The sequence below is a fragment of the Stutzerimonas chloritidismutans AW-1 genome (genome assembly GCF_000495915.1).
GTDB lineage: Bacteria > Pseudomonadota > Gammaproteobacteria > Pseudomonadales > Pseudomonadaceae > Stutzerimonas > Stutzerimonas chloritidismutans.
The window spans coordinates 1-14,145 of the sequence record NZ_AOFQ01000028.1 but is presented as its reverse complement, the minus strand read 5'-3'; the positions used below and the strand labels follow the sequence as shown (position 1 = coordinate 14,145).

The window sequence follows — 14,145 nt, the reverse complement described above, 5'->3', positions numbered from 1 at the left end:
TCCGACGATATGGGACGGCCGATTTACCCAGCAGCAGTGGAGAAAAGCCATGACCTCTCAGATCAAGCACCTCAGCGGCGAAGACGTACCCAAGGCCTGGCGCCCGACCTGGGTCGTGTGCTGGGTAGTGGAGCTGAACGGCACCATCGTCGGTGGCCCCTACGCCACCGAACAGGAAGCGCGTGCGGTGGCCGATGGCGACGAGGAGCCGCGGATCTCGCAGACCCCGGCGCCCTGAAACGGTAATCCCAGGCGCCTGGGCCCGTAACTAGCGGGACTGTTCCAGGCAGTGCTGCGGGCAGGGCGCCTGATACGGGACCGATGGCGGTGGCGGAGCGACCAGCTGATTCACCAGTTCCAGTGATTTATCGAAGGATGGATAGCCGCTGCGCGCGACATCCAGCTCGCCGTAGGCGTCGCGGTAGCGTTCCGCGCGCTCCTCGTCTGCTTCGTTGAGCAGGTACGGCTCGTGATAGATCTTGTAGAGCAGCGCCACCGCATGGGGGTGGCCCTTGCGCTTGGCCTTCTCCAACAGGTCGAGCACTTCCGATGGCTCCGGGCCTTGGCGAATCAGCAGCAGGGCCTGGTAGAACTCAGTCTCGCCGCGCCGATCCAGCTTCGCACTGCGATCAAGCAGCGCCTGGGCAAGCTCGTAGCTGTCTTCGTCGCCGATCGAAATCAGAATCTTCGCCTGCATCAGGTCATTCTGGTACAGCAGCCGTTCGGCACGACATTGGTCGTTCCAGACGCGGTCGCAGGATTGAGTGGCGCAGCCGCCGAGGGTCAATAGCAGGCTGACCAGCAGTGCCTTTTTCATGGCTGAATTGGTACTCCGTTCTCTTTTCGCCAGTATGAGCCGTGCCAGCTTCGATTCGCCAGTGGCGCTTACGTTCGCTCAATAATTGGGACAGGGCGCGCTCATCTCTTGCAGGCCGTAGCGCCTGAGCAGGGTCTGCCAGCGCGCGCTGTGTGGCAGATCGGCGATGAGCTGATGCACGAACTGCGTGGTTTCGGCTGGCAGGCTTGCGGTCATGAGCACATGCCGGTCGAAGACATAGAGCGGGCGTGGCGAAACATGCAGCGGTGCGTCCGGCACCTCTGTCAGGCTGAAGAACAGCCGTGAGGAGCGCGGCATCAACGCGACATCGATGCGCTGGTTCAGCAGCTTGTTTAGGTTCTGCAAATCGTTGTGCACGTCTTCGCGCTGGATCAGGCCCTTGTCGATGTCGCCTTCCAGCGCCCGGTAGAGATGCCCGAGCACGCCGCCCAGACGCAGGCCATGCAGGGACTTCGGGCCGTGATAGTCGACCGGCTTGTCTTTATGGGAAACGAAATCCTGGATGTCGCACAGCAGTGGCCGGGTCCAACTGGCGCTGGCGGTGAGGTGCTCGGGAAAGAAGTCCGACGTGGCCCATAGCAGAATGCCAGGCTCTTTGCCCTTGAGGCGCGTGTCGAGACGTTTGCGCGGCAACTGGGTCAACTGAAAGTCGTAGCGGTCCTGGTTGGTCGGATGCTCGTTGAGCAACTGCACCAGTGCTTCGGATAGCCCGGGGTTCTGCCCCGAGGCAAAGGGCGGCGAGGGTTGGTAAGCCCATACGGCGACAGGCTCGGCAGCCAGGATGCTCAGCGGGAAAACGGTCAGCAGCAGGAGCATCAGTTTCTGCATCGCGGTCCTGTCTTGAGTGAGAGCGTCGTCGTGGCGAATTGCCGCTCAAGACTGATTCAGCAGGGCAGGTAAAGCAAGCGTGCTCCGCCAGCCGGTGCTGGCGATGGCGTGCAGGTACGGCGTCAGAAGCGCTCGTGTTCGCCGACAAAACGCCACTGGCCGGCCGGTAGTTTGGCCATGGACAGGCGGCCGATGCGAATGCGTTTGCAGGCAAGCACCGTCAGCCCGATGGCTTCGCAGAGCAAGCGGACCTCGCCGGGCGCGGGCTCCTTGATCACCAGGCGCAGACGGTTTTCGCTCTGCCAGCTGACCTTGGCCTTGGGCAGGATCTTGCCGCGGTGGCCAATGCCCTTGGCGAGCAGGGCCAGCCCGTTTTCTTCGGCTTCGCCGCTCACTTCGACGACGTATTCCTGTTCCAGCTTATCGCGCGTGCTGGTGAGCAGGCGGATCACTTCGCGTTGCTGGCTGAAGACGGTCAGCCCACTGGCGTCGGCGTCCAGTGGCAGCAACAGGTTCTGCTGCAGCAGATGGCGCTGCAGGGCTTCGTTGCGGCTGGGGTCGTCGCTCCAGTGCTCGCTGGCCTGCAGTACGCGGCGGGTGCTGTCGACGTCGGCATCGATCACCTGCCCGGCCGGTTTGTGCAGCAGCAGCGTCACAGGCGTGATTTCCTTCGCGGTAGCGCCGGCCTGCAGTTCGACACGCTGTTCAGGTCGCACCTTGATGAAAGGCGCTTCGACCAGTTCTCCGTCGACCGTTACCCAACCACCCTCGATATACAGCTCGGCCTCGCGCCGGGAACAGCCGAGTTGCTCGGCGAGGCGTTTGGCAAGGCGTACGGGGTCGGTCATGGTGCGCTCGGAGACGAGAAAGGAGGGGGTAGAACGCGGCGAGCCATGATAAAGCCGGCTCGCCGAAGGCGGTTCAGATCACTTCTTGCTGATGGTGATCTGGCGGGAAGGACCGTTGGTCTGGCCACTCACACCGTTGGGGATGGTCTGGACTTCGCCGCCGGCCTTGATGAAAGCGGCCATTTGCGCAGCGAGGGACTGGCTGGTTTCGGTGGCGGGTTCGGGCTTGCGCTTGGCGCTGGTGGTTTTAGTGGCCATGGATCGCTTTTCCTTTAATCAGTCGAACCGGGCATTATACAGATTTGATCAAAATTTGTTCAGGTTTTTGCAGGCCGTCATTTCTTGAAGCGTTTTTGCAACCACTCAGCGAGCCGTCTGGTCTTCAATTAGCCGCAAAAGCGAGTTTCTCGACGCCGGATCATCACCTGAGAGGAAGACCATGCTGCGCCATGCCATTCGCACCACGCTCTGCGGTTTTGCCATCGCCGCTTCGCTGCAGGCTGTCGCCGAAACTGAACGTCATTCCAGCGAGGCCGGGCCGATAACGGTCAAGGAGATCGCCAGCGGCCTTGAAAACGCCTGGGCACTGGCCTTCCTGCCGGACGGCAAGCGCATGCTGGTGACCGAACGGCCTGGCCGCCTGCGCGTGATCGGCCTGGACGGCAGCCTCTCCGAGCCGCTTGCTGGGGTGCCGGAGGTCTTCGCCCGCTCCCAGGGTGGTTTGCTCGACGTGCGATTGTCGCCGGACTTCGAAAAGGACCGCCTGGTCTACCTGACCTATGCCGAGGCCGGTGAGCAGGGCAAGGCTGGAACGGCGGTCGGTCGTGGCCGGCTGAGTGACGATGACACACGGCTGGATAACTTCGAGGTTATCTTCCGTCAGCTGCCGAAGCTCTCTACCGGGGTGCACTTCGGCTCGCGGCTGGTGTTCGACGGCAAGGGACACCTGTTCGTCGCGCTCGGCGAAAACAATCAGCGGCCGACCTCACAGGACCTCGACAAGCATCAGGGCAAGGTGGTGCGCATCGGCCTGGATGGCAGTGTGCCGGAGGACAACCCCTTCGTCGGGCAGAACGGCGTGCGACCGGAAATCTGGTCCTACGGCCATCGCAACCAGCAGGGCGCCGCACTCAACCCCTGGAGCGGCGTGCTCTGGACCCACGAACATGGGCCGCGCGGCGGTGACGAAGTCAACATTCCCCAGGCTGGCAAGAACTACGGCTGGCCGCTGGCAACTCACGGCATCAACTACAGCCTGCTGCCGATTCCTGAAGCCGAGGGTGAAACCGTCGAGGGCACCGAGCCGCCGCACCACGTCTGGAAAAAATCGCCGGGCGTCAGCGGGATGGCGTTCTACGATGCCGAGCGCTTTCCCGGCTGGCAGCACAGCCTGTTCATCGGCGCGCTGGTGGATCAGTCGCTGATACGCCTGCAGCTCGATGGCGACCGCGTGGTTGGTGAAGAGCGCCTGCTCAAGGAGCTGGGCGCGCGCATCCGCGACGTTCGCGTCGGGCCCGACGGTTACGTCTATGTGCTGACCGATGCGGGCAATGGCAAGTTGCTTCAGGTTGGCCTGGATACCCAGTAAGTCTCGCCTGGCTGGGGTTGCCGGCCCCGTCTTGCCAAGTCATGTCGCGCCAATCGCCCCTGTGCACGGAGCATTCCCGCTCGTCGCCTGTCCCACTCTAATGATGGCCAGCCCTGCCGGCCGTCGCAGTGTGGTGATTTGAATAACAAGATCGAGGGAGACAGGCCGTGGCTGTGGTCATCAGCGGAGTGTTTTGCATCATCGTCGGGCTCGCGCTCGCTGCAGGGGGAGCGAAGGTCGTCAGCCTTGGCGGTACCTGGTATTTCGCCATCGTCGCGGCAGGGTTTCTGCTGACCGGGGCCCTGCTGCTGATGCGCCGCCGCGCGGCGCTTTGGGTTTACGCGCTGCTGATGCTCGGGGCGCTCGGTTGGGCGCTGTACGAAGTGGGACTGGACTGGTGGCAACTGGCGCCGCGCGGCAGCATCATCGCGCCGCTCGGGTTGTGGCTGCTGACGCCCTGGATCGCGCAGCGGCTGGGCTGGCAGCACTTCGGCTTTCGCGCCTGGGGCGGCGCCGCGCTGCCGCTGATGCTGGCGGTCGTGCTCTGGGGCGCAGCAGCGGTTTACGCCGTTGGGCACGACAGTCACGACATCAAGGGCATGCTGCCGCCGCCTTTGGCCGAAGCGCCTGCCATGGACCAAGCTGTGCCGGCCGGCGACTGGCACGCTTACGGACGCAGCCAGCAGGGCCAGCGCTACTCGCCGCTGGCACAGATCACGCCGCACAACGTCGAGCGGCTGGAGCCGGTGTGGCATTACCAGACCGGGGATCTGCGCGGTCCGGACGACCCGGATGAAACCACCTACGAAGTCACCCCGCTCAAGGTCGATGACAGCCTGTACCTGTGCACGCCGCACAATCTGGTCATCGCGCTGGATGCCGAAACCGGCGAGGAGCGCTGGCGCTTCGATCCCGAGGTGCCGCATTCGGTCAACCGCCAGCACCTGACCTGCCGCGGGCTTTCCTACCATGCAGCACCGCCGGCCACCGAGGGCCAGGCCTGTCGGCAGCGCCTGTTCATGCCAACCGCCGATGCCAGGCTGATCGCGCTGGATGCGAAGACCGGGGAGATTTGCCCCGGCTTCGGCGACAACGGCGCGGTGGATCTCTGGGCGAACATGCCCCACGTGAAGGAAGGCTTCTACTATTCCACCTCGCCGCCGGTGGTCGCGCGTGATCGGGTGATCGTCGGCGGAGCGGTGAATGACAACGTTCGCGCCAACGAGCCGTCCGGCGTCATCCGTGCCTATGACGTCTATACCGGCGAGCTGAAATGGAACTGGGACCCGGGCAATCCGGATGAAACGGCCCCGATCGCCGCCGGGCATACCTACAGCGCGAGCAGCCCGAACAGCTGGAGCATTTCCAGCGCGGACGAGGCGCTGGGGCTGATCTATGTGCCGCTGGGCAATCAGGTGCCGGATCAGTGGGGCGGTAAGCGCAGCGAGAACAGCGAGCGTTTTTCCTCCTCAATCGTCGCCCTCGATCTGGATAGCGGCCAGCTGCGCTGGGTCTTCCAGACGGTGCGCCATGACCTCTGGGACATGGACGTACCGGCGCAGCCGAGCCTGATCGACATCCAGACCGAAGAGGGTCCGGTGCCCGCGCTGGTGGCGCCGACCAAGCAGGGCGACATCTATGTACTTGACCGTCGCACGGGTGAGCCGGTCCTGCCGGTGCGCGAGGTGCCTGCACCGCAGGGCGCGGCCGAGGGTGACTGGGTCGCCAGGACGCAGCCTGCGTCGGCACTGACCTACGAGCCGCCGAAGCTGCAGGGCAAGGACCTGTGGGGCGCCACGCTGATCGACCAGATGATGTGCCACATCCAGTTCCACTCGCTGCGCTACGAAGGACGGTACACACCGCCATCGACCCAGGGCACCCTGGTCCATCCGGGCAATTTCGGGGTGTTCAACTGGGGCGGCGTAGCGGTGGACCCGGTGCGGCAGATGGTGTTCAGCACGCCGGCCTATCTGGCTTTCACTTCGAAGCTGATTCCCCGGGAGGATGCCGAGACGACTTACGTGTCCGAGGAGGAGCCGTTCCTCAACGAGAACTTTGGCTCACCCTTCGCCGTTGAGCTGAAGGCTTTCGTCTCGCCCATCGGCCTGCCATGCACCGCGCCGCCTTGGGGCTACGTGGCCGGCGCCGATCTGCGTACCGGCAAGACGCATTGGCTGCGCAAGAACGGCACGGTTCGCGACCGTTCGCCGATTCCGCTGCCATTCAAGATGGGCGTGCCGAGCCTTGGCGGACCGATGCTCACCGCCGGTGGCGTCGCGTTCTTGAGCGGCACGCTGGACTACTACCTGCGTGCCTACGATGTCAGTACCGGCCGCGAACTATGGAAAGCGCGTCTGCCGGCCGGCGGCCAGGCCACGCCGATGACCTACGAGAGCCGCTCGGGTCGGCAGATGGTCGTGGTGGTTGCCGGCGGGCATGGCTCGCTGGGCACCAAAGCCGGTGATTCGGTGATCGCCTATGCATTGCCACGCTGACAGGCGCTAGAATCGCCGCCTTTATATTCGGGACCGCCCACATGGCCGCAATCGGACGTTACAACAGCCTGCAGATCGTCAAGCACACCGGTTTCGGCCTCTATCTGGACGGCGGTCCGGACGGCGAGATCCTGCTGCCCAACCGCTACATCCCCAAGGACATGCCGGCCGAGGTGGATGACTGGCTGAACGTCTTCATCTACCTCGACAGTGAGGACAAGCTGATCGCCACCACCGAGAAACCCAAGGTGCAGGTCGGTGAGTTCGCCAGTCTCAAGGTGGCCGAGATCAACCGGGTCGGATTGTTTCTCGACTGGGGACTACCCAAGGACCTGCTCTTGCCGCACTCGGAAGAGAAGCGGCCGCTGCAGGTGGGTGATTACTGCGTGGTCTACGTCTACATCGACAAGCGCACCCGGCGCATTACCGCCACGGCGCGACTGGACCGCTATCTGGACAAGACCCCGGTGACCTACAAGGTAGGAGAAGCGGTGGACCTGCTGATCGTCGAAGCCACCGATCTCGGTTTCAAGGCGATCATCAACGGCCAGCACTGGGGCCTGATTCACAAGAACGAGGCGTTCAAGTTTCTCCGTGGTGGCATGCGCGAGCGCGGCTACATCAAGGAGCTGCGGCCCGACGGCAAGATCAGCCTGAGCTTGCAGCCGGTGGGCAGCGAAGCGACCGATGCGCTGCAGGCGTTGATCCTGCAGAAGCTGGAAGAAAACCACGGCTCGCTGGATGTCAGCGACAAGAGCCCGGCCGAGGAAATTGCACGTCGCTTCGGCGTCAGCAAGGGCAACTTCAAGAAGGCCATCGGTGGTCTTTACAAGCAGGGCCGCATCGTCATCCACCCGGATCGCATCGAACGCGTCTGAGCCAACCCCATAGGGGTGGTCACAATGACCACCCCTATGGCCGCTACAGATCCAGATTGATCTGCCCGCTGCCGACTTCCTTTCTCAGCGACTCGCCTTTGCCCTCCGCATAGCTCAGCTGCCCGTCGACCAGGCGGGCAGGGGCGGTGAACGGGTGGGCGGCCGGCGGCTTCTCGTCCTGGATATGCAGGACTTCGATGCCGCGTATTTTCAACACGTCCGAAACCAGCGAACGATGGCAGCGCCACCAGAGCACCTCGGCGCACATCATTGCCGTACGTCGGTGTGCCGCCATTTCCAGTAGGCGCTGCAGACCGCGGTTGAATTCATCGCTGCGCAAATGATCGGCATAGCCGCGAAAGGAGCTGTTGCGCCAGGCCAGGCTTGGCGAATCCTTAAGAGGTCGCCGTCTGCCGCCCAGCTCTTCGATCCATTGATAGTGCAGCCCGTGCGCTTCCAGACCTTCGCGCAGCGCTGCCTCGCCGAACTGCGGCAATCGCCGTGAGCCGGGAAAGCGACGGACGTCGGCGATGGCCTCGATCTGATGGTGGCGCAGTATCTCGATCAGATGCTCCAGAGAGCGCGTCGAGTGGCCGATGGTCCACACCGTGGCTGGCTGAGCCATGCTCAGCTCAGCTTCCTGAGTGCTGACTCTTTATGCATCGCCACATGGTCGGTCTTGTCGCTCTTGATCTCGTATTGCGGAGCATCCGGGCTGGCGCGCCGTGTGCGGCCCATGAATTCGGTGTCCGCCGTGTGCACTCGGGTGATGTGACCGCTGACCCGTCCCGCTTCCGAGTTCCAGCTGACGTGATCGCCCACTTTGTACTTATGGCTCATGGTGCCTCCGTTTCGTCGTTCGGTAAGGCATCCGACAGCCATCTGCCGACGAAGATCGGTTACTTCCGGCAGCCAGTTTCTCAGCCCTAACAGACAGCTATCCGCTCGTCCGCCATATACCGTTCGTCGACAAGCTTGATAGCGGTTAATCCCGCTAAAGATCACCAAAGTTCAAAAAGCCGACGCTGATTCTGGCGCCAGGCAACCAACTAGGGCGGCTAAACGTAATATCAATTCGACAGCTATCGCCATATGAGTAATGGCAGCTTAATGTTATTTGCTCTGTATGGCGTTTTTCTGGCGATCTATTACTGACAAAAAAATTTCCATTAATTTTTTGAACCTATTATAAAGCCGCCACGCAAGACGATTTACCGGTTTGTTCAGGGGGTGGACGGCGGGAAATTTCTTGTTGAACGGTTCGTTTGTTGTGACACCGCGGCCCTCCTTAAGAGCAACGCCCCACGACTTATCGACCTCCCGTCACTTTTTAAAGGCTCGGCCTTTGAAGTAGTAAGTTCCGGAGAGACTCAATGTCCACCAACCTGTTTTCCGGTGCCCGCAAGGCACTCGTCGCTTCCATCGCCGCCGCTGTTCTTCTGGGTGGCGTCACTGTTGTAACCACGCCTTATGCCGCTGCATCCACGGTTGCCGCTGTATCGGTTTCCGCCAAGATCAACGCTTTCACCAACACCGATTGGCTGAACGGTGTCTGGCGCACCGGCGCCGGCTTCTCGATCCCGGCTACCTCGGCAAACCGCACCGCGTTCGTGGCCGGCGTTTCGGTACGAGTGGCAGACGGTCAGGTACGCAAGATCAGCCGCGCGCAGATCGTCGGCAGCAACATGAGCGTCTTTCTGGAAGGTGCAAAACTGGACGGCAACAAGGTTGGCGCACCGCAGGTGGTCACCATCGGTAGTACGGCCGTAACGGCGCCTGTAACTTCCACCGCTCCGGTCACTTCACCGACTACCGTTGCTGCACACTCGACCAGCATCAATGCATTCACTAATACCGATTGGCTCAATGGGGTATGGCGCAAGTCGCCGGGCTTCTCCATTCCGGCCAGCGATGCCAACAAGGCTGCGTTCAAAGTTGGTGCGTCGGCAAAACTGGCGGATGGCCAGGTTCGCAAAGTTACCCAGGTACAAGTTGTCGGCGCCAATATGAGCGTCTATCTGGAAGGTCCGGCAGTTAACGGGAGTGTGGTCGGCGCACCCAACAAGTTGTCGCTGGCGACAACCTCTACTACCAGCCCGGCTCCGGCGCCTACTGCTCCGACTAACTCAGTCATCGCGACCAGTAACCTGAACAACTACACCAATACTCATTGGTTGAACGGTATGTTCCGCACTGCCGCCGCCTTCTCTATTCAGGCAAGCAGCGCCAACGTGGCAGCGTTCAAAACTGGCGCTGTGGTGAAGCTCGCTGACGGCCAGACCCGCAAGGTGCTGCGCACTCAGCTGGTTGGCAGCAACATGAGCGTCTTTCTCGACGGCGCTGTGATCAATGGCACCACGCTGGGTTATCCGAAGACCATCTCGGTAGTAAGCACATCGACCAGCACTCCGTCGTCTCCGGCTCTGACTACTCCGCCAGTAGAAGCAGCACCGGCTCCGGCGCCTACCGCACCTGACACCACCAATGGCAAGCCGCTGCTGGTTGGCGTTAACCTGTCCGGCGCGGGTTTCGGCCCGTCGGTTGTTCCGGGCAAGCATGGCACCAACTACACCTACCCGGCCGAGTCTTACTACAAGAAGTACTCCGACCTGGGCATGCCGCTGGTTCGCCTGCCGTTCCTCTGGGAGCGTATCCAGCCCAAGCTGAACTCTCCGCTGAATGCCGAGGAGTTCGCCCGTCTGAAGCAGTCGCTAGACTTCGCGCAGAAGCACAACGTCAAGGTGATTCTCGACCTGCACAACTACTACCGTTACTACGGCAAGCTGATCGGCTCCAACGAAGTGCCCATCAGTTCCTTCGCTGCGGTGTGGAAGCAGATCGTGCAGCAGGTGGTCAACCATCCTGCCGTCGAGGGCTACGGCCTGATGAACGAGCCGCACTCCACCAATGGGCTCTGGCCGCAAGCTGCCCTGGCTGCTGCTCAGGCAATCCGCACCGTCGACTCCAAGCGCTGGATCTACGTAGCGGGCGATCGCTGGTCGAGCGCCTTCCACTGGCCGCACTACAACACCCAGCTGGTCACCAACCCGTGGATGCGTGATCCGAAGAACAACCTGGTTTATGAAGCGCACATGTACGTGGACAAGGATTTCTCGGGCAACTACTTCGACAAGGCCGAGAAGTTCGACCCGATGATTGGTGTCAATCGCGTCAAGCCCTTCGTCGACTGGCTCAAGCAGAACAAGCTGCGCGGCTACATCGGTGAGCATGGCGTACCGGACTTCTCGCCCTCGGCCATCGTCGCTACCGACAACCTGCTGGCTTACCTGCGTCAGAACTGCATCCCGAGCACCTACTGGGCTGCCGGTCCCTGGTGGGGTGAGTACGCCATGTCGCTGGACGTGAGCAGTGGCAAGTACCGTCCGCAGCTGCCGGTTCTGCAGAAGCACGCCAAAGCCGCAAACAGCTGCACCAGCATCGGTCCGCTGTAACGACACCATCCAAACAAGAACGGGCCCCAAGGGCCCGTTTTTGCGTTCCTATACTGTATTGGCTGATTACAGCTCGTCGGCTCGCTGTGACGGGGTGATCGCCAACGAGCTGACCCGATGGTCACCATCGCTGTCGTTCCCGCCGTTCCGCTTGTTCGACCTTCGCATTCCCCCAAGCCAAGCTGCATGCCGGCTGCGCGCCAATCGCGGGCAGATCGCCACCAGATCTCGCTGTTTCACGTCCTCCCTTCCTGCAGTGCGGCATAGCTGAACTCGGTTCTCGAAGCCCCGTACCGCTTGGCCAGAAACACGGAACTCGAAAATTTGGGTCCGGTCACCATTTATGTGCGTACTGAAATCGCACAGCCGCGGAACCCCGCACTGCTGTGCTTCACGGACCGTGGTCATCCGGCCAAACCCTATGACCCTATAAAGGTGGACAAAATGACGACACCCGATGAAGAGATCACAGGTTACGGCGGCCCAGCCAGAACCGACGCCAACGCGCAGTCAACGAGCGCTCCCGCTCAGCCCACCGGCCAGACCGGCCAGACCGGCCAGGCTGGCACCACGCAGGCAAGCAGCTCCGCTTCCGCTCCGAGCGCCGAGGAACTCAAGGCAAAGGCGCGCGAAGCCGGCGAGCAGGTGAAGAACCAAGGCAAGGCTCAGCTGGACAGCTACCGCGGTACGGCCGCCGATGAGCTGGAAAAGGTTGCTCAGAGCGCCAAGGCAGCAGCGGCAGAACTTGAAAACCAGGATCGCACTGGCCTTTCCCATTACGTCTCCGACATGGCGCAGAGCATGGTCGACCTGGCCGACAACCTGCGCGGCAAGAGCGTTGATGAGCTGGTGGGCGAGGTGAACCGTCTCGCTCGCAACAATCCCGGCCTGTTCATTGCCGGCAGCGTTGCACTTGGCTTCGGCCTGACTCGTTTCGCCCGTGCTTCCAGCCATCGCGCTGAATCCACAACGCGTGAACCGACGACCGATTACGGCCATTCCGACGCCAGTCGCCCGCATCCGACTTCGCCGCTCGGCGTGCCGGCAGACGTAACCGCCGAAACCCTGCCAAGCCAGTCCGACCTGGACTCGCGCATTTCCAGTGGCACACCGAGCAATACCGTCGGCGGTGTGAGCAACGCTGGCATGGCGCCGAACACGGGCAGCACCAATGGCGTAGGCAGCAACGGCGTTGGCAGCACTGGCAAAGGCACGAACGGAGGGCTTAATCGATGAACGAACAACGCAACCTCAATACGCCTTACGAACCCGGCAACCCCGAGCACGATAATTCGGTCGGCGGTTTGTTACGGCAGCTGACCCGTGAAGTGCCGTCGCTGTTCACAAAGGAACTGGCGCTGGCCAAGGCCGAGCTGAACGAATCGTTGCGTGCCACCAAGGCAGGCGCTGCCAGCGTCGCAACCGGCGGTGCGGTGCTCCTAGCTGGCTTCATCATCCTGCTGATGTCGGCGGTCTACTTCCTCAGCACCATGATGGAACCCTGGCTCGCCGCGTTGATCGTCGGCGTGGTCGTGGTGGTCATCGGCATGATCATGGTCTCGGCCGGCAAGAAGAAGTTCGAAGCCTCTTCGTTCAAACCCGACCGCACCATCCATTCGCTGCAGAAGGATAAAGAAGTCGTAAGGGGGCACGCATGAGCACGCATAACCAGGTAGACGTAGAAGCACAAAAGGACCCCGACACGCTGGAGCGCGAGATCGACCAGCAGCGCGCCGAAATCGGCAACATCGTCCACGCGCTGGAAAGCAAGCTCTCCCCGGGGCAGATGATCGATACCGCGCTCGGCTATGCCAAAGGCGGCGGTGGCGAGTTCCTGCATAACCTCACCGATACCGTTAAGGCCAATCCGGTACCGACGCTGCTCACCTCCATCGGCCTGGTATGGCTGATGGCCGGGCAGAATCGGCGCCCGGACTATAGCGACAGCGCTTCGACCGGTCCGTCGATGACCGACAAGCTCGTCGCCAAGGCCTCTGGTCTCAAGCAGCAGGGCACCGGCATCAAGGACAAGGCAGCGCAGATGAGCCATAGCGCCTCCAGCTCACTGGGCAATGCCCGTCATCGCGTCGGTGACTCCAGCCGGCACGCCGCGGAAAGCCTGCGACATACCGCAGACCGTGCGCGCGGCGGTTTCACTCAGTTGCTCAACGAGCAACCGCTGGCATTGGGCGCCATGGGCATCGCCCTCGGCGCGTTGCTGGCGGCCTCGGTTCCACCGACCCGTCGTGAAGACGAACTGATGGGCCAGAAGAGCGACGAGCTGACCGGCAAGATCAAGGACAAGGCCCGCGAGGGCTATGCAATGGCCAGCGCCGAAGGCGAGCAATTGGCCGGCCAGGTCAAGCACGACCTCGAACGCGACCATGGCCAGCCCGCGTCGCGGCCACATTGACCGAATGACGCGGATCGGAGTATCGAGGGCTATGCGCGCGGACTTGAGTCCAACCGCAGAACCCCTGATAATCCGCAGCCTGGCGCCGGTGTAGCTCAGTAGGTAGAGCAGCGCATTCGTAATGCGAAGGTCGCAGGTTCGACTCCTGTCTCCGGCACCAATGAAATCAAGGGGTTAGCTTCGGCTAGCCCTTTTGTTTTTGGGCCGGTGTCTCACAAGTGTCCCATTCTTGTCTCGGCGTCGATCACGCTGTCAGGCGGTACGCGACGTAAGCCAGGACGCCAAAGGCGGCGCCGAAAATCCCATAGATCGGCCATAGGCTTCGTTTTCTAGCCTCTGCTCGAGCATCGAGAATCTCTTGCGCCTGAAGGTGCACGTAGGACGGTGGCGTTCGTGTCTTGGCGGGCCGCTTGATTCGAGTTATCTCGCCTCGAGGAGGCTCCGTCGTTTGCGCCTTGGGTGCCGCATCAGCTCTGAAGTTGTCCCAGGAGGGCTTTTTGCCTTTCTGGCGCAGTTCTTCGCGATACCACTCGCGATCTTCCATTCCCATGTCTGCCTCCTTGCAACCACCGTTTCAATCGCAGCCAATCGTATAGCACTGGCCGCAAAACGCTAGCGATCCCCTCGGGGTGCTTCGAGCAACACCAATGGCGAATGACTGAGAACAGTCGCGAAGTGATCCGGCGCCAGATGCGAGTACCGCATCGTCATCTTGATATCGCCGTGGCCCAGGATTCGTTGCAGCGTGAGGATGTTGCCGCCCTGCATCATGTAGTGGCTGGGGGAGGGGGGGCGCCGGGTG

Annotated in this window: 15 protein-coding genes, 1 tRNA gene and 1 pseudogene; 9 read left to right on the top strand and 8 right to left on the bottom strand. The window is 62.0% G+C overall.

Annotated features, from left to right (window positions below; translation table 11 throughout):
* The first annotated feature begins 49 nt into the window (after nucleotides 1-49).
* Complete coding sequence (locus F753_RS34245; protein WP_023445018.1) at nucleotides 50-238, top strand: hypothetical protein; 189 nt, start codon at nucleotides 50-52, stop codon at nucleotides 236-238.
* Nucleotides 239-268: 30 nt separating this feature from the next.
* Here F753_RS34245 and F753_RS34240 read toward each other — a convergent pair whose 3' ends face one another.
* From F753_RS34240 to F753_RS34225, 4 genes are all read right to left on the bottom strand, one after another.
* Nucleotides 269-817: a hypothetical protein gene (locus F753_RS34240; RefSeq protein ID WP_023445017.1), complete on the bottom strand. Its 549-nt coding sequence runs from the start codon at nucleotides 815-817 to the stop codon at nucleotides 269-271.
* Nucleotides 818-895: 78 nt separating this feature from the next.
* The gene (locus F753_RS34235) at nucleotides 896-1,666 is read right to left on the bottom strand and encodes an ABC transporter substrate-binding protein (protein WP_023445016.1); all 771 of its coding nucleotides are present in this window, start codon (nucleotides 1,664-1,666) and stop codon (nucleotides 896-898) included.
* 122 nt (nucleotides 1,667-1,788) lie between these two features.
* Entirely contained in the window at nucleotides 1,789-2,514 is a 726-nt protein-coding gene (locus F753_RS34230) for an RNA pseudouridine synthase (RefSeq protein WP_014819813.1), read from the bottom strand.
* A gap of 78 nt (nucleotides 2,515-2,592) precedes the next feature.
* Entirely contained in the window at nucleotides 2,593-2,772 is a 180-nt protein-coding gene (locus F753_RS34225) for a hypothetical protein (protein WP_014819814.1), read from the bottom strand.
* Nucleotides 2,773-2,953: 181 nt separating this feature from the next.
* Here F753_RS34225 and F753_RS34220 point away from each other — a divergent pair, with 181 nt between their 5' ends.
* The 3 genes from F753_RS34220 to F753_RS34210 all read left to right on the top strand — a co-directional run bounded on the left by F753_RS34220 (nucleotide 2,954) and on the right by F753_RS34210 (nucleotide 7,478).
* Nucleotides 2,954-4,102: a PQQ-dependent sugar dehydrogenase gene (locus tag F753_RS34220; protein ID WP_023445015.1), complete on the top strand. Its 1,149-nt coding sequence runs from the start codon at nucleotides 2,954-2,956 to the stop codon at nucleotides 4,100-4,102.
* A 167-nt stretch (nucleotides 4,103-4,269) separates the two neighbouring features.
* Nucleotides 4,270-6,600 (top strand): glucose/quinate/shikimate family membrane-bound PQQ-dependent dehydrogenase, encoded by a 2,331-nt coding sequence (locus tag F753_RS34215; RefSeq protein ID WP_023445014.1) that lies wholly within the window; start codon nucleotides 4,270-4,272, stop codon nucleotides 6,598-6,600.
* A 41-nt stretch (nucleotides 6,601-6,641) separates the two neighbouring features.
* Nucleotides 6,642-7,478, top strand: a complete 837-nt coding sequence (locus F753_RS34210; protein WP_023445013.1) for a CvfB family protein — start codon at nucleotides 6,642-6,644, stop codon at nucleotides 7,476-7,478.
* Between the two features lie 43 nt (nucleotides 7,479-7,521).
* Here F753_RS34210 and F753_RS34205 read toward each other — a convergent pair whose 3' ends face one another.
* Both F753_RS34205 and F753_RS34200 read right to left on the bottom strand, forming a co-directional pair.
* Nucleotides 7,522-8,103 (bottom strand): DUF488 domain-containing protein, encoded by a 582-nt coding sequence (locus F753_RS34205; RefSeq protein WP_023445012.1) that lies wholly within the window; start codon nucleotides 8,101-8,103, stop codon nucleotides 7,522-7,524.
* A 2-nt stretch (nucleotides 8,104-8,105) separates the two neighbouring features.
* Nucleotides 8,106-8,318 (bottom strand): hypervirulence associated TUDOR domain-containing protein, encoded by a 213-nt coding sequence (locus F753_RS34200; protein WP_003301215.1) that lies wholly within the window; start codon nucleotides 8,316-8,318, stop codon nucleotides 8,106-8,108.
* A 533-nt stretch (nucleotides 8,319-8,851) separates the two neighbouring features.
* Between F753_RS34200 and F753_RS34195 the strand changes: the two genes are divergently transcribed.
* From F753_RS34195 to F753_RS34175, 5 genes are all read left to right on the top strand, one after another.
* A complete protein-coding gene (locus F753_RS34195) occupies nucleotides 8,852-10,930 on the top strand; it encodes a glycoside hydrolase family 5 protein (protein ID WP_023445011.1) in 2,079 nt (692 codons plus the stop codon).
* 444 nt (nucleotides 10,931-11,374) lie between these two features.
* On the top strand, nucleotides 11,375-12,166 hold the full coding sequence (locus F753_RS34190) for a hypothetical protein (protein ID WP_031297556.1): 792 nt from the start codon (nucleotides 11,375-11,377) through the stop codon (nucleotides 12,164-12,166).
* The gene (locus F753_RS34185; RefSeq protein ID WP_014819822.1) at nucleotides 12,163-12,588 is read left to right on the top strand and encodes a phage holin family protein; all 426 of its coding nucleotides are present in this window, start codon (nucleotides 12,163-12,165) and stop codon (nucleotides 12,586-12,588) included. The genes F753_RS34190 and F753_RS34185 overlap by 4 nt, the downstream gene beginning before the upstream one ends.
* Nucleotides 12,585-13,343, top strand: a complete 759-nt coding sequence (locus F753_RS34180; RefSeq protein WP_023445009.1) for a DUF3618 domain-containing protein — start codon at nucleotides 12,585-12,587, stop codon at nucleotides 13,341-13,343. Before F753_RS34185 ends, F753_RS34180 begins: the two co-directional genes overlap by 4 nt.
* 84 nt (nucleotides 13,344-13,427) lie before the next feature.
* Nucleotides 13,428-13,503 (top strand) — tRNA-Thr (locus tag F753_RS34175).
* A gap of 84 nt (nucleotides 13,504-13,587) precedes the next feature.
* Here F753_RS34175 and F753_RS34170 read toward each other — a convergent pair.
* A complete protein-coding gene (locus F753_RS34170; RefSeq protein ID WP_023443846.1) occupies nucleotides 13,588-13,893 on the bottom strand; it encodes a hypothetical protein in 306 nt (101 codons plus the stop codon).
* Between the two features lie 62 nt (nucleotides 13,894-13,955).
* A pseudogene (locus F753_RS34165) lies at nucleotides 13,956-14,145 on the bottom strand (tyrosine-type recombinase/integrase); the annotation flags it as partial.